16 protein-coding genes are annotated in these 20,623 nt (G+C 51.9%); 1 reads left to right on the top strand and 15 read right to left on the bottom strand.

The genetic code is table 11. The annotated features are described in order from the left end of the window. Positions 1-344 precede the first annotated feature (344 nt). Positions 345-1,880 (top strand): Ppx/GppA phosphatase family protein, encoded by a 1,536-nt coding sequence (locus K7P76_RS29515; RefSeq protein ID WP_232189685.1) that lies wholly within the window; start codon positions 345-347, stop codon positions 1,878-1,880. A 16-nt stretch (positions 1,881-1,896) separates the two neighbouring features. Here the strand turns inward: K7P76_RS29515 and ppk1 are convergent, their stop codons facing one another. The 15 genes from ppk1 to K7P76_RS29590 form a co-directional block, all read right to left on the bottom strand. Continuing rightward, a complete protein-coding gene (ppk1, locus tag K7P76_RS29520; RefSeq protein WP_232189686.1) occupies positions 1,897-3,984 on the bottom strand; it encodes a polyphosphate kinase 1 in 2,088 nt (695 codons plus the stop codon). A 142-nt stretch (positions 3,985-4,126) separates the two neighbouring features. Next, positions 4,127-4,528: an FxsA family protein gene (locus K7P76_RS29525; protein WP_232189687.1), complete on the bottom strand. Its 402-nt coding sequence runs from the start codon at positions 4,526-4,528 to the stop codon at positions 4,127-4,129. 23 nt (positions 4,529-4,551) lie between these two features. Continuing rightward, a complete protein-coding gene (locus K7P76_RS29530; RefSeq protein WP_232189688.1) occupies positions 4,552-5,028 on the bottom strand; it encodes an acyl-CoA thioesterase in 477 nt (158 codons plus the stop codon). A 98-nt stretch (positions 5,029-5,126) separates the two neighbouring features. Then, the gene (pyk, locus tag K7P76_RS29535; protein ID WP_232189689.1) at positions 5,127-6,881 is read right to left on the bottom strand and encodes a pyruvate kinase; all 1,755 of its coding nucleotides are present in this window, start codon (positions 6,879-6,881) and stop codon (positions 5,127-5,129) included. Positions 6,882-6,929: 48 nt separating this feature from the next. Next, positions 6,930-7,895, bottom strand: coding sequence for an acetyl-CoA carboxylase carboxyltransferase subunit alpha (locus K7P76_RS29540; protein ID WP_232189690.1), 966 nt, complete (start codon positions 7,893-7,895; stop codon positions 6,930-6,932). Next, complete coding sequence (gene accD / locus K7P76_RS29545; RefSeq protein WP_232189691.1) at positions 7,885-8,751, bottom strand: acetyl-CoA carboxylase, carboxyltransferase subunit beta; 867 nt, start codon at positions 8,749-8,751, stop codon at positions 7,885-7,887. Before accD ends, K7P76_RS29540 begins: the two co-directional genes overlap by 11 nt. 85 nt (positions 8,752-8,836) lie before the next feature. Further along, positions 8,837-9,025 carry a glutamate decarboxylase gene (locus tag K7P76_RS29550; protein WP_232189692.1) on the bottom strand — a complete coding sequence of 63 codons (189 nt, stop codon included), beginning with the start codon at positions 9,023-9,025 and terminating at the stop codon, positions 8,837-8,839. Between the two features lie 142 nt (positions 9,026-9,167). Next, positions 9,168-9,908, bottom strand: coding sequence for an alpha/beta hydrolase (locus K7P76_RS29555; RefSeq protein WP_232189693.1), 741 nt, complete (start codon positions 9,906-9,908; stop codon positions 9,168-9,170). Between the two features lie 97 nt (positions 9,909-10,005). Next, the gene (locus K7P76_RS29560; RefSeq protein ID WP_232189694.1) at positions 10,006-11,151 is read right to left on the bottom strand and encodes a glycoside hydrolase family 172 protein; all 1,146 of its coding nucleotides are present in this window, start codon (positions 11,149-11,151) and stop codon (positions 10,006-10,008) included. A 32-nt stretch (positions 11,152-11,183) separates the two neighbouring features. Further along, positions 11,184-13,241 carry a glycoside hydrolase family protein gene (locus K7P76_RS29565; protein WP_232189695.1) on the bottom strand — a complete coding sequence of 686 codons (2,058 nt, stop codon included), beginning with the start codon at positions 13,239-13,241 and terminating at the stop codon, positions 11,184-11,186. Positions 13,242-13,298: 57 nt separating this feature from the next. Beyond that, positions 13,299-15,179, bottom strand: a complete 1,881-nt coding sequence (locus tag K7P76_RS29570; protein WP_232189696.1) for a heparinase II/III domain-containing protein — start codon at positions 15,177-15,179, stop codon at positions 13,299-13,301. A gap of 50 nt (positions 15,180-15,229) precedes the next feature. After that, positions 15,230-16,117 carry a carbohydrate ABC transporter permease gene (locus tag K7P76_RS29575; RefSeq protein ID WP_373692544.1) on the bottom strand — a complete coding sequence of 296 codons (888 nt, stop codon included), beginning with the start codon at positions 16,115-16,117 and terminating at the stop codon, positions 15,230-15,232. A gap of 25 nt (positions 16,118-16,142) precedes the next feature. Beyond that, a complete protein-coding gene (locus K7P76_RS29580; protein ID WP_232189697.1) occupies positions 16,143-17,042 on the bottom strand; it encodes an ABC transporter permease in 900 nt (299 codons plus the stop codon). Between the two features lie 70 nt (positions 17,043-17,112). After that, complete coding sequence (locus K7P76_RS29585) at positions 17,113-18,852, bottom strand: type 2 periplasmic-binding domain-containing protein (protein WP_232189698.1); 1,740 nt, start codon at positions 18,850-18,852, stop codon at positions 17,113-17,115. A gap of 116 nt (positions 18,853-18,968) precedes the next feature. Further along, positions 18,969-20,618 carry a response regulator gene (locus K7P76_RS29590; RefSeq protein WP_232189699.1) on the bottom strand — a complete coding sequence of 550 codons (1,650 nt, stop codon included), beginning with the start codon at positions 20,616-20,618 and terminating at the stop codon, positions 18,969-18,971. Between the last annotated feature and the right edge of the window lie 5 nt (positions 20,619-20,623).

Here is a 20,623-nt window from a genome sequence, read left to right on the forward strand (position 1 = left end):
AAAATTCAGGTCAATCGGCTTGTCTAAATGCCCGACCGAATGACGCTAAGATTAGCCTGCGCAAGAGCAAGAAGCTCTCCCGTCTCAATAATTAACGCAAACCGCGAATAACCTAACATTTTTTGACCTTTTTTAATGATAATCGATTTTTACAGGGAATGGAACCGATTGAGGCATCAAAATGTTTTATCGGGACCATAAGCATTCGTTCTTGGATTCATGGCAACATTAGTCATTTGCTTAAACCCTTTAAATATTCGACTTATCGAAACGCTCCGTAGAAAAATGAACTTTGAAATTATGTTACAATGAGACGGAGCAATCGTACGGTGGAGGTTAATGACATGCAGACAAACAAAGTAACAGGAATTATAGATATCGGCTCTAATACCGTGCGCCTTGCGGTCTATCAATTGACGGACAATGGCGCTTATCGGGTATTGGATCAAGGTCGATGGCCGGCACGCCTGAGTCAACGAATGGACGCGGCAGGCGCTTTGTCGGACGAAGCTGTGGACGAGCTTGCCGAGGTGCTTCGCCATTTCTGCCTTATTTGCCATAAACACGGAGCGGAAAGCATTAGGGCTGTCGCGACTGCCGCGATCCGTCAAGCCGTTAACCGGGATTCAATCATACAGCGGCTCCGCTCCTCTACCGGCATTTCCATTGAAATCTTGTCCGGCGAGGATGAAGCCAGGATCGGCAGCCAAGCTATGCTGAACAGCTTAAACCTAGCCGATTGCTTTGTCGTAGACATCGGAGGCGGAAGCACCGAAATCACCCTCATACATAATCGCAAAGTCGTCTCGGCGGTGTCCTTCCCCATCGGTTGCGTGAATATTTCCACACGATACGCCATTGGAGATGGCCCCGTTTCGACGACTCTTCTATCGGATGTCCAAGAGGAGGTTCGACGTTTGCTCGGCAAGGAAAAATGGATTTCGCGGCATCCCGATCTCCCTCTCATCGGATTAGGAGGTACCGTTCGCGCTCTTGCCAAGCTGCATCAGCGGGAAATCAGTTACCCTTTCCACCATCTGCACGGTTATGAAATGCGCAACGCCGAAGTGTCCATGACATTGGACAGTCTAGCCATGATTTCCATCGAGCAAAGACGCAAGCTTCCCGGTTTGTCCAAAGACCGCGGAGATGTCATCGTACCCGGCTTAGCGATCCTTCTGGGAGTCATACAGCAAGCGCAAACCTCCCGACTTGTCATATGCGGAGCCGGCTTAAGGGACGGTCTGTTCATCGAAACTTGCCTTCCCCATTACGAGTCAAACGCGGCGGACTTTGTGCTAGAGGAGAGCATTCGCAATCTGAACGCATTGTATCCGGTTGCCCCGGAAGGACATCTCAATCAAGTTCGCAAATTAGCGTTGTCCCTGTATGATCAATTGTCCTCCGGAACGGTAATGCCGGCTTATTCCCGTCGATTGCTGGAAACGGCAGCGCGATTATTTCGAATCGGAGCCGTTATCGACTTCAACGACAGCGCGGACCATACTTTCTATATGCTGTTGCACACTCATTGGAATGGCCTCTCCCATCGGGAAATGATATTGACGGCTGCCATCGCCTCTTACCGCGGCGCAAACCCGCTCAGGCGAAAGCTGGCGCCCTACCGTTCGATGCTCGAGGAAGGGGATATCGAAGCGATCGCCAAGCTCGGCTCCTTGCTTCAGCTTGCCGCCGCGCTCGATCGCAGCGAATCCCAAGCCATTACGTCGCTTGAGCTTTCCGTTAAGGGAAATAAGCTGCAGCTAACGGCCCACGCCAATCATCCTTTACCCGTTGAACATATGGAAGTCGAATCCACCGCCAAAGAAATCAAAAAAAATTGGGGAATTACCCCCGAACTTAAAGTCCGGATCAGATAATCCCCCTGCCATTGCCTTACTGAAAAGCCGCAGCAATGGACTTCCAGAGCGGAATATCCTCCGCTTCGAATTGGCTTCGCAGCGGGAGATCCGGGCTCACCACCCGGTCATAGCTCCCCGTCGATTGCAGTTCGCGCGCTTTGACGTTATCGCGCAAGTTCATTTGCAGCAAATTCATCAGCATTTGACGAAGCCCCGGATCGTAAACCGGGCACATCAGCTCGACCCTGCGACTTAAATTCCGGGTCATCCAGTCCGCGCTGGAAATAAATAATTGCTCTTCTCCCCCGCCGGCGACCGCGAGCATTCTCGCGTGCTCCAAGTACCTATCCACAATGCTGATGACCCGGATGTTGTCGCTAAGACCTGGCACTCCCGGGCGCAAGCAGCATACTCCCCGTACGATCAATTCGATCTTCACTCCCGCTTGCGAAGCTTCGTAAAGCTTATCGATCATCGATTGATTCGATAAGGAATTCATCTTGGCCACGATACGAGCCGGACGTCCTGCTGCCGCATGCTCGATCTCACTATCGATCAACTCGAACAGCTTAGGCTTCAAGCCGATCGGAGCAACGGCAAAGGAAGACCATTGATGGGGCGTCGAATATCCCGTCATTTCGTTAAACAATGCGGTAGCGTCCGCACCGATATCCGGATGACTGGTGAAAAGTCCAGCGTCCGTGTACAGGCGAGCGGTATTTTCATTGTAATTTCCTGTACCCACATGAACGTATCTCCGCAAAGTATTCGCTTCTCTCCGGACGACCAAAGTGATCTTGGCATGCGTCTTTAATCCGACCAAGCCATACACGACGTGGCATCCGGCCTTCTCCAGCTGACGCGCCCATGCGATGTTTCTTGCCTCGTCGAACCTAGCTTTGATTTCCACGACAACGGTTACTTGCTTACCCGATTCCGCTGCACTCGCTAACGCCTGGACTAGCACGGAGTTTACGCTTACGCGATACAAAGTCATCTTAATGGCAAGTACGTCAGGATCTACGGCAGCTTCGAGAATGAAATCGTTAACGACTTCGAACGATTCGTAGGGATGATACACCATGACATCCTTCTCGCGCAGGACAGATAACATATCGTCGGCTTCTTCGAATTCTTCAGGATATACGGGCTCGAGCTTCGGATATCTAAGGTGATCGTAATTGGGCAGCATTCCGACGAACTTCGAGAGAAATCCGAGATCCAGCGGACCGTCGATCTCATCGAATACGTCGTCTTCCATCTCAAGTTCGTCCCTCAGCAGCTCTACCGCATGGGGATGCATCCCTTTTTCCACTTCGAGCCTTACGGGCAAGCCTCGTCTCCTGCGACGGAGCTCCTTCTCGATTTCCTGCAGCAGATCTTCCGCGCCTTCCTCGTTAAGGGTTAAATCCGAATTGCGGGTGACGCGGAAAGCGTGAACCGCTTCCGTCGTGTATCCGCTGAACAACAGACCGATATGCTCCTTAATCAAATCCTCGAGCAATAGGTAGGATACCTTCCGGCTGCCTTTGCGACCGGGCACCAGCACCGTGCGGGTCAAAATCGATGGCACCTGAACAAGGGCACAGAACGATTTGCTTTCCTCATCCGCTTTGCTCCCTTGGTCTTCTTGCTGCAGAACAACGGCTAAATACAGCTCTTTGCTATGTAAAAGCGGAAAAGGCCGGCTTTGGTCTACTGCCATAGGCGTAAGCACGGGATAGATGATTTGTTTGAAGTAAGCGGTCATCAGCGCTCTCTGATCCTCGCTCAACTCGCGGAACGTCGTCAGGGCAACCCCTTCTTTCGCAAGCAAACGCATAAGCTCACGATACGTCCGATATTGCTCGCGGACCATTCTGGTCGTTCGTTTCATAAGCCGCTTGATTAAACCTTGAGGCGTATATCCCGTAAAATCGGTTTTCGTGTACCCCGCTTTACTTTGCGCTTGCAGCCCCGCGACCCGAACGCTCATGAATTCATCGAGATTGCTTTGTACGATGGACAGAAATTGAAAACGCTCAAGCAACGGCGTTCCCGCATCTTCTGCTTCCTCTAGAACGCGTCGATTGAACTCGAGCCAACTCAAATCCCGGTTAATGTATTTTTTGGCGCTAGACACTTTACTTCCCCCTGTTCATTATGCAAGCGACTGAACCCTAATAACCCGACTTGTCTCTTTCATTATGTTGGTCGAATGTAAAGCCTACGTTAACGTTTCGTTATCGGCAGGTTAAATGACTGGCAATCCTAGCTAAAATCTGTCAGCGGCGCGGACCCCGATAAATCGAGAAATTACCGCTGCGAATTTTGCGTTCGAGCCAGCGGTATAACCATAATCGGTACAACGGACGCGTAACGGGAAGAAGCAAGCTAATACCGATGATATCGGAAAAGAACCCTGGAGCCATGAGCATAATTCCGCCGGCGAGCACGCAAAGACCTTCGAGCAAAGTATGCCCCGGCACTTGGCCGGCTTGCATTTGGCGCTGAGCTTGCTGCCACACTTTTCCGCCTTCTACGCGAATAACCCATACCCCCAAAAATCCTGTCGCTATGAGCAGAACGAAGGTTGCCCAGCCTCCTATCCAATGAGCCATCATTATAATGCCCCATATTTCCATGGCAAGAACAATGAGCAATATCGCTAGTAACCCTCTTTGCATCCTCATTCTCTCCTCCGCTTAGGTCAGCTCGTTGAGGTACGGCCCGCTAGCCGAACCATTCGATCATACCATTCCGGCGCCTCGCGTGCGAAACGAACCGGTTTCCACTCCTTGTTGACCCACACGTGACGGGTTCCTCCCCGTACGAGCAGCAACCCCGGCGGTTCGTCCCCTTGAAAACGGTCCCCCAACGATTCCGTAAGGTCACCGCTGAGCACTCTCGATTCGAAACGGACGCGAACACTCGTCATTTCCGCCACCTGCGTACAGATCGTTACCCATTCATCATACTGCGCCGGCTGCTTAAAAGAAGCTTCAACGTCAGTCACCGGCAGCATTAATCCGCGTGCTTCCAGTTCCTTATAGGTTATTCCGGCATGACGCACCCATTCCGTTCTTCCGATCTCGAACCAATTCAAATAATTGGCATGATAGACGACGCCCATCTGATCCGTCTCCTGATACCTTACCCGTAAAGGGTGCAAAAACCACGCAGCCATCGCGAACCGACCTCCATATCCATACAGTTCAGTATATAAAAATCCCCCACAGCAATGCTGCGGGGAATACACTTGTTGTTTAACTATGCATGATTCGATTACATAACTTTAGCTTGTCCGGAGTAGATGACGCCATGTTCGGCGTAAATCGTCACTTCCATGCCGTCGCTAAGCTGCTTGAGCGCATCGTCGACGCCGACGATAACCGGAATGCCCAGGTTAAGGCCGACAACTGCCGCATGGCAGGTGATGCCGCCGCATTCCGTAATCACTGCCGCCGCTTTCTCGAAAGCAGGCATATATTCTTTGTCGGTCGATGGCGCGACCAGAACAGCACCCTTCGTCATTTTCCGAACGGCTTCTTCCGGCGTATTCGCGATGACGACTTTACCGGTAGCGCTTTGCGAACCGATACCTTGACCCTTGGCGATCAATTCGCCGACGTTGTGGATCTTGATCAGGTTCGTCGTGCCCGAACGGCCTACAGGCACGCCGGCCGTAATAATGATCGTATCGCCTAGACGTACAAGACCGGTATCTAACGCGCCTTTAACGGCGATCTCGAACATTTCGTCAGTCGTCGTTGCCGATACCCCTTTAACGGGAATGACACCCCAGACGAGTTGCAAACGGCGCAAAACTTGTTCTACGGGCGTAACCGCGATGATTTGGGACTTCGGTTTGTATTTGGAGATCATCCGCGCGGTATATCCGCTTTCCGTGGAAGTAACGATCGCTTTCGCATCCAGATCGAGAGCGGAATTCGTAACGGCTTGGCTGATCGCCTCCGTAACGGACGTTTGTTGGGCTTTTGCCTGTTTTGTGAAAATTTCGCGGTAGTGCAGCGCGGACTCGGCGCGTTCGGCGATACGGGACATCGTCAGAACCGAGTCGACCGGGTATTTGCCCGCAGCCGTCTCGCCGGACAGCATAATCGCGTCGGTGCCGTCGAAGATCGCGTTCGCGACGTCGGAAGCTTCCGCGCGGGTAGGACGCGGGTTACGCTGCATGGAATCGAGCATTTGCGTTGCTGTAATAACCGGTTTGCCCGCGCGGTTGCATTTCTCGATCATTTTCTTCTGAACGAGGGGAACTTCTTCGGCCGGGATTTCAACGCCCAAGTCGCCGCGGGCAACCATTAACCCGTCGGAAACTTCAAGGATTTCATCGAGGTTATCAACGCCCTGTTGGTTCTCGATCTTAGAAATAATATGAATATGGCGAGCATCGTGGCGCTCAAGCAATTCGCGGATTTCGAGGACGTCGCTGGCACGGCGCACAAAGGAAGCGGCGATAAAGTCTACGCCCATTTCGATTCCGAATTTGATGTCGCCGATGTCTTTCTCCGTAAGCCCGGGCATCGAAATCGCAACTCCTGGAACGTTTACGCCTTTTTTGCTCTTGATTTGGCCGCTGTTGACGATCTGGCACTTAATGTCCGCACCTTGAATGTCAACGACGGTCATGCCGATCAATCCGTCGTCAATGAGAATCGTTGAACCTACGTGCACGTCGCTAGGCAATTCCTTGTAAGTTACCGGAACGCGGTTGATATCGCCCAAGATTTCCTCGGTCGTCAAGGTGAGGTACTCCCCTTGAACAAGCTCGATCGGCTCTTCCTTCAGCTTGCCCAGACGAATTTCCGGTCCTTTGGTATCGAGGAGAATCGCTACCGTTTTGTTCAGTTCCTGGCAAGCTTGGCGAATGGTTTTGATCCGATTGCCGTGCTCTTCGAAGTCCCCGTGGGAGAAGTTAAGACGGGCGACGTTCATGCCGGCTACGATCAGCTTTTTAATATTGTCCAGCGACTCGCTGGAAGGGCCGATCGTACAGACGATTTTTGTTTTACGCATGATTTCTTTTTCCTCCGTTTATCTATCCATGGTTGCATTTATAAAGAGCTATTCCAGCTCTGCGGTACCGAAACGTCCGACTTTGCGGAACTTCTGATACCGGTCTTCCCTCAGTTCATCGGGTGTCATCAGCTGCAATTGCTGCAAATGACGCCACAAAGCTTCTCTGATCGCTTCGGCCTGCATCGGCTTATCGCGATGAGCGCCGCCTTGGGGCTCGGGTATAATATCTTCAATAACCCCGAATTCGAGTAAATCCTTAGCGGTTATTTTCATCGCTTCCGCCGCTTGATCGGCTTTGGACGCGTCTTTCCACAAGATTGATGCGGCACCGTTCGGCGAAATAACGGAATAGATCGCATTTTCGAGCATGAGCACGCGGTTGCCTACGCCAAGCGCCAATGCGCCGCCGCTGCCGCCCTCGCCGATGACGACGCAAATAATCGGCACGCCGAACATCGCCATCTCGCGCAAATTGCGCGCGATTGCTTCCGACTGGCCGCGTTCTTCCGCCGTATCGCCAGGGTAAGCTCCCTTAGTATCGATAAACGTAATGATCGGACGTCCGAATTTGTTCGCTTGCTGCATGAAACGCAGAGCCTTCCGGAAACCTTCCGGATGGGGACTGCCGAAGAAACGCTGGATGTTGTCTTTCGTATCTTTGCCGCGTTGATGACCGACGACGGTGACCGGAACGCCGTTTAGCCTCGCAAGCCCGCCGACAATCGCCAAGTCGTCCGCAAATAAACGGTCGCCATGCAGTTCAATGAAGTCCGTAAACACCAAGTTTATGTAATCAAGAGATGTCGGACGCTGGTGATGGCGAGCCATGTGCATAATCTGCGCCGCGCTCATATTGTCGTAGATCTCGGTTTCCAACTGCTTATAACGTTCTTCTAACCGTCCGATTTCATCGGTAAAATCAATATCCTTCTCGGCACCGAAGTGCATGAGCTCATCAATCTTCTTGCGTAATTCGGCGAGCGGCCTCTCAAAGGGCAGTTCACTGGACATCGGCCGGCTCTCCTTTCCCCACATGCATGTCGAGCAGTTTCGTCAGCAGCGCCTTCATTTCCTTGCGGTGGACGACTTTATCAAGATGGCCGTGCTTCAGGTTGAATTCGGCCGTCTGGAAATTATCCGGCAGCTTCTGGCGTATCGTCTGTTCGATGACGATCCGACCCGCGAACCCGACGATTGTCCCGGGTTCCGCCAAATTGTAATCGCCTAAGCTCGCGAAACTCGCCGAAACGCCGCCGAGCGTCGGATCGGTGAAAACGGATATGAACAAGCCGCCTTGATCCTGGTACTTGGCAAGCGCCGCACTTGTTTTGGCCATTTGCATCAAGCTTAATATGCTTTCTTGCATACGTGCGCCGCCAGACGTAGAGAACACAAGCAGCGGCAGCTGCTTCTCCATCGCCCTTTCGATGGCCCGGGTTATTTTCTCGCCGACGACGGAGCCCATGCTGCCACTGAAGAAATCGAAGCTCATGACTCCGATCACGACAGGAAATCCGCCGATTTCGCCTTCACCCGTAATAACGGCATCCTTGAGGCCGGAGCTTTCCATTTGCTGCTTCAGCTTCGCTTCATAACCAGGGAAAGTAAGAGGATCCTCCGAGATCAGATTTGCATCAATCTCAAAAAGACGCCCCTCATCGAGCGTCATCGCGATGCGCTCCCAGGCGTTCAATCGGAAATGGTGTCCGCAAGTGGAACAAATCTTCAGGTTTTTCTCCAGCTCTTTGCTGAACTGAATCGTGCCGCATTTCGGGCAACGGTTCATCAGACCTTCGGGTATATCTCTTTTCGTACGTTCCGAAGGAACGACCGCGTATTTTTTCTTCTGAAATAAATCCTTGAACACAGCGACACCTCACAAGCGATAAATGGCGAACGTCAAGCCTTTCAGATTCGCCGACTTAAGTAAAAAGACGGGGTATCGTAATGAATTAAAGGTGCAAAATGCTGCCTAGCACTTCTTGCACTTCCCGCACTTCACCGGACGGGACTAATATTTCGTATTGAGGTTTAGTAAGGTTGATGGGGCGCACCTGAACGAGGAATCCTTCGTCGGTCAGACGCTTGTTAATTCGTTCGGCAATCTTCGAGGTCGGTGCAATGTAGATGACCGTCCACATGAAGCGGTACCCCCAATATCTTAGCGATTCTTTGGTAAAGATAGATTGACGCAGTAAAGAAATCATAGCACAGATGCCGCAAGACTAGCAACCAAACAACGTCACATTCCTTATGGCGCTGGGTATACGAGGCCGCGTACGGCTAAATGCCTTCGATCGGGAGCCAATCCAGAACTCGCTGTATTTTACGATCCCAATAGCCCCATTCATGATCCCCCGGCTCTTCTTCATAGACCAAGGGCAACTCTAACTTAAGGCAGTGCTCGCGAAAACGGATATTATCCTCGTACAGGAAATCTTCCGTTCCGCAGCATTGGTAGAGCAGCGGAGATGAATTGCTGCCTGCGACCCGCTCGGCAAGCGCGAATAAATCGGCGGATGAGCCCGGGATCGTAGAAGGATCGCTAAAAATATGCTGGATATCATTGCTGAAAGTTTCGACCGCCAAGCGGTTCACGTCAAGCGCACCGGACAAGCTGGCAACGGCAGCGAACCGATCCGGGAATGACAATCCTAATTTCATTGCCCCATAACCGCCCATGGACAAACCCGCTGCGAAATTATGTTCTCTTGAAGCGGATAACGGAAAGAAAGAACGTGCGAGCTCCGGCAGCTCTTCGCTTACGAAAGTCCAATACTTCGCGCCATGGCTCATATCCGTGTAGAAGCTCCGATTGACCGCAGGCATTACGACCGCGATACCTTTGGCACTGGCATATCGCTCGATGGAAGTTTGCCGGCACCAGGACGTATGATCGTCGGATAACCCGTGCAGGAGATACAGCGTCGGGAATAACTTTCCTTTTTGCTGAGGCAAGATTACGTTCATAGAAGCTGAAATCTCTAATGTCTCGGAAAAAAACTGGCATTGGAATAACGCCATCAGTCGCACATCCTCTTCTTCATGTAGGGGTTGAACATATATAAGTGTAAAGGAAACGAAGCATACTGGGAAGTGCCAGCATGCTTCGTTGCTTCTTCTATAAACCTGAACCGGGTCCACCTAATCCATGTACCCTAGCCTCCACCGCATCCAATTCCGGAAGCATGGAGAAAGGATGATCCAAGTAAAAGTAAGCGCAACTGGACCAGTCGTCCTGCCGTTCGAAATTGCCGTAATCGGGGATATCCTCTTCCGTTGCGAAATCAATCTCCCGCTGCTCTTCTCCCGCCTTCGCGACCACAATTCCGGCCTGGCGAAATACGGATTTCGTTTGCGGGTCCCAATAGCCGATCTGCTGCATCGTTACGCGGATATCCTGATAGAAGTAAACCGGATCCGGCACGTGGTAACGGTAGAAGCAAAATTCCATCGTTTCCTTGTCCGCGACATGGCAGCCTTGATACAAATGGCTAAACTGCCCTTGCTCCCAACCGGTACCGATATAGTCCTCGGTGCCGGTACTGCATAAGCTGGGAAAAGCGTTGTCGCCGTCCAAATAAATTTTGCATTCACCCTCTCCCCACCACGACAAGCAGTATTTTTCCGTATCGGGTTTCACGCCGACATTGGCTCCAAGAAAACGGCCCTTGCCCGACAGCTTTGGTACAATCTCGTAGTCCTGCCGCAAGGAAGTCTGTCGCTCCCGGCGAAAATGAGCATGGAAATAGAGAAGCCGTTCCGGATGCCGATCCCCTGCCGTATAATCGATATCGTAGAAAAACATGGGTAAATCCGTGTCGCCTTCATTGGTCAAAGTCACTTTCATGCCGGTACGGAAAGGCATCGGAACGATGCAATTAAAGCTCCTGCCTTCGGGACTGCTGAACAAAGAGGATTGGAAGGCTGCCGTTCTTCCCAGGCCCGTTCCGAAAAAATCGCCCAGAGGGGCACTGACCGCCGCCTTGTCCGCTCCATCCCAATAGAAGTCTAGCTTCAACGACCGCAGCATGCTGGGACTGCGATCGTTCAACGTCACCCATATTCGGAGAATGACGCCGCTTGTTCCCTCTTCCAAAGCGAGAATAACTTGTTCTTTGGCCCGGACGGAAATAAACGGCATCCCTTTCCTCCCGCCATTCGTTCGGGCTGCGTTTCCTTTGGCTGCGGTTCTATTCTCGGGACTTGCCCAACGCGTCTCCACGCCTTCCGGCATTTCATACATCGGATACGGATGGCTCATCATGCGCACCTACTCCTTTCTTTCATGGCCCCAGTTTATCGTTTATCGACAAAGGTTTTGCCGAGGTGATCCGTAATTCGCATATAGCTTTCCGCCGCGGCGCCGTTGCCCCAATCGAATATCGTAAATTCGCCCATATCGTCGTCCTTGTCGTGCGTTCTTCCCCCATGACCGTAATTTTCCATCATGAAGCCGTAATCGCTTTCCCCTAGAAATGGCCAAGCCTGCTCCCAACGCGACTTCACCTCGGGATTCTCGGGACAATACATCAGCACGAACGAGGCATATAGCGCCGCTATCCCGCGTTGGACGTATTCTTCTACGCCAAGCTCAATTCCGTAGCGGATGATGATTTCGGCGAACAAGCTTTGACGTGCGTCATTCCATTCGCCGTCGACGTTCATGACCCCAAAACCACCAAGCGCCGGCACGAAAATATACGGCGGTTGCCACGATGCCTGGGTCATCAGCAATTCGTCCAAACAGCGGCGGCCGAGTTGCAAATAGGACGTCTCCTGCGTCGCCATATAACACTCGAACAGCGCTTCCGCTGTCCAGAACATCGAGAGGTTGCACTGTTTATACATGTTGTTTTTTTTCACTTTTTGTCCGACCAAGCTATCATGACCGTATCGGCTGCACGAATAATACGTTTCGAAATCTTCCCATCGGCCTTCCGATACAACGTATTTGGAGACTGCTTCCATTGCCCTTAATGCCGCTGTCCGATAGCTCTCATTTTCCGTAAGCTCATGCAGCTTGAGCAGAAAAGTGACCGACATCGACGATTCCGGGCCATCGTCCAGAACGCCGCAAGGGACTAAAGTATCGGCATCGATCCAGCCCGGGAAAAAGCCGCGCTCATCTTGCAAACCGAGCAAAGCATCGGCATAAGACACCGCATATTGGAGAAGCCGCTCGTCAGGCTCCAGTTCTTCGTACCATCTAAGCATCAGCAAAGCAGTCCAACTCATGTCCAAGAGATGCAGCGGCGCTTCTTTAACATTAGCGGTAAACGGATTGCGGTTGGAGTTGCCCCAATATTTCGTTTCCCAGCCCTTCGATCGATTAACTTTCTTGCCTTCGATTTCTACTTCCTCCATCTCGGCAGCGATAACGCTTGGGAAAAATCCTTCGCGTTGCGGCGCTGCAAGCGCAAGCTCCTTCGCGAGTAAAGCGCGCCGTACGTACTCGTTATTCCCTGTCCGCTGACCATACCGATATAAGCCCTGCGCCGAACGAAGCGAGCTGAACCACGCCTGGTTCCAGATCGAGCGGAATTCCCGTTCGTTCGCGACCCCGGGATAGTTCGGGCTTTGCGTCACATTGACGATAAATACGGGTGCTCCGACTATGCGGCCGTCCAGCTCGAACTCCTGCCAAACTGCTTTGTCCCAGCGATGAAATGCCCACTCGTAGGCATGTTGCACATAGGATTCGAGCGAACCTCTTAACGGCTCGCCTGCGGCAAACAACGTGCGACCCCAGCCGTCCCACAGAAATTCGAGCACGTGCCGCCAAGGGTTGGCGATCTCTTCCTGATCGGTCGTGATAGCGATATAGAAGCCGAACTCCAACGTTCCGCGCGGAAACACGGCTCCGGGTTTGCGAATGTACAGCACATGCTCCTTAACGGCCGTAGCCGACATGCCCAGCGTCAGGTCGTTCCGCGGCGCATCGAGATCCATGTACCATCGCGGTGCATCGTCATCTCCCGAAACCGATTGGTGCGGCATCGCTGCCATGGCATCTGGATCCGGAATAATCGTCAGCATTCGATCGCCGTCGTGGACGATAATGGCCGGTGAACGGAAAGAATGTTGATCGATTACGTGCTCGTCCGTCGGGGTCAAATGAGGAGACCAGTGAAAGGTTGGGGCGAAGGCTGGGCGAATCGTGATCCGCCAATCGTCCTGCGGGATATCCGAGTCAAGCTGGAAAGTCAGATTCACCTTCGCCATCGTACCGTGAAGGTAAGTTATCGCGACTTGAGGGTTCACCGAGCCTAATGAACCGCAATCGATCGAAGCGATAAAAGGTTGGAAATGAGCAGATAGCTGAATAGGCGACTTGTCAGGTTTCAGGTTGGACATGCTCGTACCTCCACTTCGTATCGTGATGAGAAGCCTAAGTTAAGATCGGTTATCGTGCTATTGTGCAATCGTGATTGATAATGTCCGAATTCCTCGTAATACCGGCGTTTTTTCAAAGAGAACTATACGGTACATAAGCTCTCCCCAATTCCTCTTCAGGCGGCTTTCCATAAAATCGATCGTTTCGCACCGAACGTCCAGATGCTCGGCATCGAAATGGATTACGGCTTCCTTGCCCGAGGCATATTCCAGGCGAATGATACCCGGCTCGGCGATTACCGGCGTGCAGGGCGTCATCAGACTGTAGAAGATGTCAGCTGGTGTCCCTTTCATGGAGAAGTTATCGATTATCTCCACCGAAGCATTCCTTCCCCGGGTAAGCCTGATCGCTCGCCGCCAGCTGGCGATTCCAGCCTCCAGCGGATAAGCCGATGCGATATCGAGAGAGAGCTCGGAGACAACGTCGCTTTGCCTATACTGTTCGGAAGCCGCTCGAAAATGACTGCCGTTCTGTTGAAGCACGCCCCGTACCGTCGGCAAATTGTGATATTGCGATTGCAGGTACCACAGCTCGTAACGCCGATCGCCGAACGTTTTCGCGCTGTACTCTTCCGTGCCGAGGTCGACGAGCAACGGATAACCGTCCGCGAAAACAAGGAAATTGCCGATATCGTTATGATTGTGCGATTCTTGATTGTTGCCGCCTTTGGCCGCGACGTATAGTCCGAGCTCGCTGCCCTCTCGCTCCCGGGCCGTCATCACCTGCGTATGAGCAAGCCAAGCGTCTTGGATATAAGGTGCCTTCATCCGGCTGGCCAAACGTTCTTTCTCAAGAAATAAATCCCTCAAGTGACCGTACATCCCGAACCAAATATGGATGCGAGGTTTTCCGCTTTTCGGTCGGCTTGCACCCAGTTGGATCATGGGGTTGTCTTTAGTGCTCCGTCCATATCGATATACGACATCTCCGCCGGGATCCGCCTTCGCGTCGCAATCGGCGAAAGCGGCGAAATAAGAGTCGTGAATATGCACCTTGTACAAATAGGAACCGATGTCCCGGACGATTGTCTCGCCAAACAGATCTATTTTTCCTTGCGATGCGAGTTGGAGAAGTTCCAAGCATTCATACAGCCCGCCGCCGGAGGGGCTCCAATAAGACGGACCTTCGTCGCAGCAGCCATCGGGCGGATACGTGCGGATGAAAGCGTCCAAGCTGCGCATCGCTTTGGCGATGCCTTCGGCTCGCGCCGCCGGATCGTTTTCCAGCAGCAGGAACCCGGTCAACACGGCGCCGTTGCACCAAGGATTCCAATTGTTTACTCGCACGCCCTCCATAAAACCCAGCCACCAGTAATCGTCGCGCTCCATATACGGCTTCAACAATCTGTCTTGCACTTCGCGAACGATGCGTTCCCCTATTCGTACGCTAATTCCGTCAAAACGGCTTTGCAATAAGTAACGGGCCCAGATGAGCAACTTGGACGTTTCCGCCGTGAATAGTTCTACCCTATGATCGGATGCGTCCGGCAAACACTCATCCATGTTCACTTTCCAATGCAGCCTATGAGAGGGAGTTACCCATGACGTTTCCTCGCAAATGACGAAAATACCGTTGATGATCTGATCGAGAAATCGGCCTTCATCCTTGAAACATTCGGCGATAACCATAATGCCGAGCACGCTTCGCCGTTCAAAAATAGCGTTGCTGTGCCGTCCAATTTCACCTGTCCGCCAATATTCCATATAATCGGACGTGCGGATGGCCGGCCATTCGTAGTCGGCGTACTGTTCCGCAAGCGTTACCCACATTTGCTTTGATTCGGGCAGCAAAGCCCCCCATGCTTCGCGGTTATCCGCTTTCGGAATCGGCACAAATCGCTCCGAATCAAGTATCACGTTCTCCAAACGTTCTTTTCCGTAACGTTCGTAAAGCATCATCCGCTCCTCCTTTACAGAACACACACCTGCCGGTGCGCCAACTCTATTATTTATTCCTTAACGCTGCCAAGCACGATGCCGCTCATGAAATAGCGCTGCAGGAACGGATAGACGCATAACACCGGCACCATGCCGAGAAAGATTTGCGCCGCCCGCAGAGCCCGGTCGTTCAGCTCGGATAGAAATCGCAGCGCCGTCGGATCGTTTAGCTGCGTCATATCCAGCTTCACGACGATGGTCTGTAGGTAACTGGCGAGCGGGTAATGAATCGGATCGTTCATATAGATGAGACCCTGAAACCATTCGTTCCAATGTCCGACGATTGTAAAAAGCGTAACCGTGGCAATCGACGGCATTGACAGCGGAACTATGATGCGCCATAGGGTTTGCCAATGTCCGGCTCCATCGATGAAGGCCGACTCCGACAGCTCTTTCGGCAGATTGCGGAAAAAGTTGAGCATTAGGATGACGTTAAATATCGGCACCGCTCCCGGCAGCACGAGCGACCATAACGAATCAATCAATCCGAATTCTCTTACAACCATGTAAGTAGGGATTAATCCCCCCGAAAAAAGCATCGTAAAGACGAATATCCAGGCATATCCGGTGCGGAACCGAAGCTGCGTTATTTCTTTGGAAAGCGGGTAAGCCGTCAAAATCGTCAGCAGCATATTCACGACAACCCCGAGCAGCACCCGTTGAACGGAAATGCCCATGGAGGTGAGAAACTCTTTCTTGGACGCGACGAAAGTATAGGCGCGGGTCGTGAATTCGACCGGCCATAGCGTTACTTTGCCGCCTTCGATCGCCGCCGCCGAGCTGAACGAAACGGCCAGCACGTTGATGAGCGGCAATAGGCATACTAATGACATTGCGGCTAGCAACGAATAATTCAGCGCTATAAAAAGCTTCCGGCCCCATGCGTTATGTTGTACCAATATGATATTCTCCTCTCATGGCGCCTCAAAAGATGCGGTAATTGGCCAATCGGTAAGCAAGGAAATACGAGATTGAGATAAGGGCGAAAGAGATGACCGATTTGAATAAGCCTACCGCCGTAGCTACCCCATACTGCCCGTTGCCGAGACCGATTCGATAGACATAAGTATCGAGAATATCGCCGGTTGAATAGACGGAAGGGCTGTACAGGTTGAACACTTGATCGAACCCGGCGTTCAGCACGTTGCCTAAGCCGAGTGTTAGCAGCAATATGATGATCGGCACGATGCCTGGCAGCGTAATATGCAGCGTCTGCTTCCAGCGGTTGGCTCCGTCGAGAACGGCGGCTTCATAAAGCGCCGGGTTTATGCCGGTAATGGCGGCGAGATAGACGATCGTGCCGAAACCGAATTCCTTCAACACGTCGGTGCCGACGAGAACGTACGGAAACCAGTCTGCATTGCCGAGGAAAAACACTTTTGTCACACCGAGCCAGTCGAGAACCGCGTTGACGATGCCTGTCGTCGGAGACAGTACGTCGAGCAATATACCCGCCATAATGACCCAAGACAGAAAGTGAGGCATATATATCACTGTTTGTACGGTACGTTTAAACAGGCGTTTTCCGATTTCGTTAAGCAGCAGAGCGGTGATTAGAGGTGCGATCAATCCGGCGACGATTTTCATCGAAGCGATAACTACCGTATTGCGGAACACCGTTATCGTTTCGGGTAAGCCGTAGACATACCTGAAATGATCCAAACCGACCCATTCCGACCCGAACAGCCCTTTGACGGGAATAAAATTTTGGAAAGCGATAAGTATGCCGGCCATCGGTCCGTAACAAAACAGCAGCACCAAAATAAGCCCCGGCAAAAGCATGAAATGAAGCGGCAGTTCGATTTTCCAGTTTCTGCGTATCATGTTCCCTTAATCCTCCTGCCTTCATGAACAAAGGGGACAGAGGTTGCCCTCTATCCCCTCGGCTTCATGGTTATTGAATCTGACCGCTTGAGTTGACTTCGTCAAGGATGTCTTTGCCGCCCGAATCCATCCATTTCGTCACCCACTCATCGAAATAATCGAGCGGCTTCGCTCCCATAATAATCGACGTGAACGTCCTGACCTCCTCATCCCTTAAGGACGGTCCCTTCGCGACCATTGTCGGAGTCGGATTGCCGGTAAAGACCGACTGGAATATCCGATTTTCTTTCTTATATTGACCGATCACATCGAACGAGCCGCCGGGAGCCCACAATTTCTCCGCAGCCCACAAGCTCAGATCTCCCGCCCGATATTTCTCCACTTGATCGTAATACTGCTTCTGCTCCGTATCTAATTTGGATGGATCTTTCGAATTAATCGCATCCTGCACCGCATAAGCCGCATCCTGATTTTTCTCGGCGAAAGAGCCGTTGATCGGCGGATACATGTGAAAAGCGTAGTTTACGCCGTCAGCGTCGACGGAGTGGTAAGCCTGATCAAAATTACTGAACAGCTTATCTACGTAACGGTTGAGCAAGATGAACGGCGCTTCCGGATGCTTGGATTCTTTGCTGACCACGTAATATTTCGAAGGCAGTCCGCCCGTGCTCTGCGCCATAACCGGTTTGTCGTCCGCCGATACGATCGGATAGATTCCCCAATCGGATCCCGGCAAATCTTTCTTCATATTATTGATCGGCCAGGTCGGCACCCAGAAAGCTCCGAACGCCATCCCCACTTTATTCGAGGTAACGAGCTCGCCGGACTTGATCCCGTCGATGACGCTGAATTCCGGATAAATCGCGCCGGCCTTGAACAGCTCCTGCAATTTGCCGAGCGCCGTTTTCACTTCCGGTTGGACGTCGGCCCAAGCCGCTTTGCCGTCCGCGCCCTTCACGAAATTAAGGTTCGTTCCCGTACCTTTCGTCGGATTGAACGGGTAGGCGTGGTAGCCGTTGAAAAACCCTTCCAAACCGGACCAGCCGTTAAACAAGCTCATGTCCAGGCTTAAGCCGTACGTATCGTTCTTGCCGTTTTTGTCCGGATCGTTCTTCGTGAACGCCGTCGCGATTTTGATTACGTCGTCCATCGTTTTCGGAGGTTCAAGGCCGACGTTCTTCAACCAATCCGTGCGAATATAGATGCTATGCGCGTCGTCGCGCCCACCGCCGTCGGCGGGTATGCCCATGATTTTTCCGTTTACCGTCGAAGCTTTTAACCGCAGTCCGCCTCCTTCTTCAATGCTTTTCTTCGTTAGCTCGGAAGCATATTTGGCGTAGACATCCGTCAAGTCGGCTATCGTACCGGCTTGAACGAGGATTTGAAACTGTTGGGCATCGACCAGCATGAAGTCCGGCAAATCGCCCGACGCCATCGTTACGGCCATCTTGTTCTGATATTGCTGGTCGCTCACTTTCCATTTATTGATCACTTTAATCCCGAGAACGCTTTCGAAATCTTTCGTCCAAACATTAGAGTCTAGTGAATCGCCTGCCTGGAACTTCACTCCCGCGTTAACGGATCGGACTGTCGTTAATTCGATCGGCGGATCGTATTTCCCCGTAGGACCATCAGGCACGGTTTGCTTTGCGGTCGTACTCGAGGAACTGGCGCTGGCGTTCGCGCTCGGCGAATCGCTAGGCGAATTCGAAGCCTTCTCCCCGTTATTATCCTTGGAACACGCAGTAACCGTTACCAACGCAAGTACTAGCATAACTAACGCTAATTGCTTCCACTTTTTGACGACCATCTGTTTGCCTCCCCCACAATCTCACTTCGATTGGCTTACAGGTTTCATTATGCGTCCCACGGGTTTCAACGAAAATAAGAAAGATATAGCTTTCCTTATCCTTTTATATCTACTTGTCATTTCTTCTTTAGCGAATCGCGGAACTCTTGGGGAGTAAGGAGCGTCGCTTTCTTGAAAAAGCGGGTAAAGTAAGAAGCCGAATCATATCCGATGCGCATTCCGACTTCATGGATCTTGAGCGGCGTTTCGCCGAGCAGCTGCTTGGCCTTGTCGACTCTTGCAGTCGTAATATAGTCGCTGATGCTATGGCCGGTCTTCTGTTTATACAAACGGGATAAATAAAACGGGGTTAAATAGACGTGTTCGGACAATCGGTTAAGCGACAGATCGCCCTCCAGGTTCCCCTCTACGTATTCGTGAATGCGATCGACGACCTCGTTCGTTTCCTGCTCGTTCTCGTCGGTCATGAGCGCGAACAGCTGATCCGTCAAGCCGCGGAAAAACGAGCCTACTTCCCGCCATGAGGCATGCTCGTGAACGGCGAAGAGCTTTGCTGCGTCTATTCGACCGATTAGTGTCGCAAATACTTCAAGACGATTCATGTGCGAAATATAAATAGCGGTCAATTCGTAGAAGATTTCAAGCGGCAGCCCGCTCTGAATAGAAGGCGGCTCGCCGACTGCATCCATGATTTCATCGAATAAAGCATAAAATTTATCCTTGTCTTTCTGAACCAGATAATGATCGAGAAGCCGAATCCGCTTAATCTTCGACCGCGCTTGCTCATATCGCCCCGTCCCTGTCCGTTCATCGGAAAGCAGCATCTCGCTGCCGAGACCGAGCCCTCGTTCGAACAGCAAGGAAAGCCGATCGTATTTGACGGAGAGAGACTCCCAATCGTACGGCTCGCTTGAAACGACGAACGAGCAAACCAGCTTTAGATATTGGCTGCAAGCCATTTGCACCGACTCGAGAGTGCCTAGCATATAGGAGTGAAGATTTTCCGTTTCCAGTTGTGCACCTGTACCCGAGGCAGCGAATTTCCCTGGCTCCGGCTGCATAAGCCAGACGAGTCGATTGTGTTCGCCGCTAAGGTGAACGAGCGTGAACTCCTGGGCAAAAAACTCTTCGAAAATATTATGAACCGAGTAGGTGAACAACGGTTTATCGTTAATGGCAGCGTCATCGCGCCACCGGTCTATACGGCCGACGGCCACCACTACGGGACGATTCGCATCAAGCGGAATGCTCAGTTCGGCGAATTGTTCCTCCCGCGACTTGCGAGAGGCTGGTTCCCCCTGCAATAGCGCCGTCAAATACTCTTTGCGAAGCGTCGGCAAGGCCAGCTTTAATTGGGACCGCGCGTTCGAGATAAGCTGATCGTAAGTGACCTCTTCGGAGATTGCGCTGATCGCCTTAACTACGGCCGCGACGATCGGACTATCGCCTTCCGTTTTGAGCACGTAATCTACGGCACCTGCTCGAATAGACGTTTGAATATAATCGAAATCGTTATAGCCCGTCAAAAAAATCACCTTGCACCTCGGCCAAAGCCGAATAACTTCACGCTGCAACTCGATGCCGTTCAGCTCCGGCATCTCGATGTCGGTAAGAACGATATCCATCCTTAGCTTGCGCGTGATGTCCAACGCTTCCTGTCCGTCATACGCTTGATAAACCTCAAGCGGTAAGTCCATTTGCTGAAACAATTCGCTCAGCCCTTCAACGATAATCGGTTCGTCATCGACAATTAGCAGACGATACATGGCGT

It is taken from the genome of Cohnella silvisoli (assembly GCF_021190915.1).
GTDB lineage: Bacteria > Bacillota > Bacilli > Paenibacillales > Paenibacillaceae > Cohnella > Cohnella silvisoli.

Excerpts from the sequence above, each read along its gene's own strand:
- K7P76_RS29585 (WP_232189698.1), bottom strand. The coding sequence starts at position 18,852 with ATGGTCGTCAAAAAGTGGAAGCAATTAGCGTTAGTTATGCTAGTACTT.
- pyk (WP_232189689.1), bottom strand. The coding sequence starts at position 6,881 with ATGCGTAAAACAAAAATCGTCTGTACGATCGGCCCTTCCAGCGAGTCG.
- K7P76_RS29515 (WP_232189685.1), top strand. The coding sequence starts at position 345 with ATGCAGACAAACAAAGTAACAGGAATTATAGATATCGGCTCTAATACC.
- K7P76_RS29555 (WP_232189693.1), bottom strand. The coding sequence starts at position 9,908 with ATGGCGTTATTCCAATGCCAGTTTTTTTCCGAGACATTAGAGATTTCA.
- K7P76_RS29565 (WP_232189695.1), bottom strand. The coding sequence starts at position 13,241 with ATGTCCAACCTGAAACCTGACAAGTCGCCTATTCAGCTATCTGCTCAT.
- K7P76_RS29540 (WP_232189690.1), bottom strand. The coding sequence starts at position 7,895 with ATGTCCAGTGAACTGCCCTTTGAGAGGCCGCTCGCCGAATTACGCAAG.
- K7P76_RS29570 (WP_232189696.1), bottom strand. The coding sequence starts at position 15,179 with ATGATGCTTTACGAACGTTACGGAAAAGAACGTTTGGAGAACGTGATA.
- K7P76_RS29530 (WP_232189688.1), bottom strand. The coding sequence starts at position 5,028 with ATGGCTGCGTGGTTTTTGCACCCTTTACGGGTAAGGTATCAGGAGACG.
- K7P76_RS29580 (WP_232189697.1), bottom strand. The coding sequence starts at position 17,042 with ATGATACGCAGAAACTGGAAAATCGAACTGCCGCTTCATTTCATGCTT.
- K7P76_RS29560 (WP_232189694.1), bottom strand. The coding sequence starts at position 11,151 with ATGATGAGCCATCCGTATCCGATGTATGAAATGCCGGAAGGCGTGGAG.
- K7P76_RS29525 (WP_232189687.1), bottom strand. The coding sequence starts at position 4,528 with ATGCAAAGAGGGTTACTAGCGATATTGCTCATTGTTCTTGCCATGGAA.
- K7P76_RS29590 (WP_232189699.1), bottom strand. The coding sequence starts at position 20,618 with ATGTATCGTCTGCTAATTGTCGATGACGAACCGATTATCGTTGAAGGG.
- K7P76_RS29550 (WP_232189692.1), bottom strand. The coding sequence starts at position 9,025 with ATGTGGACGGTCATCTACATTGCACCGACCTCGAAGATTGCCGAACGA.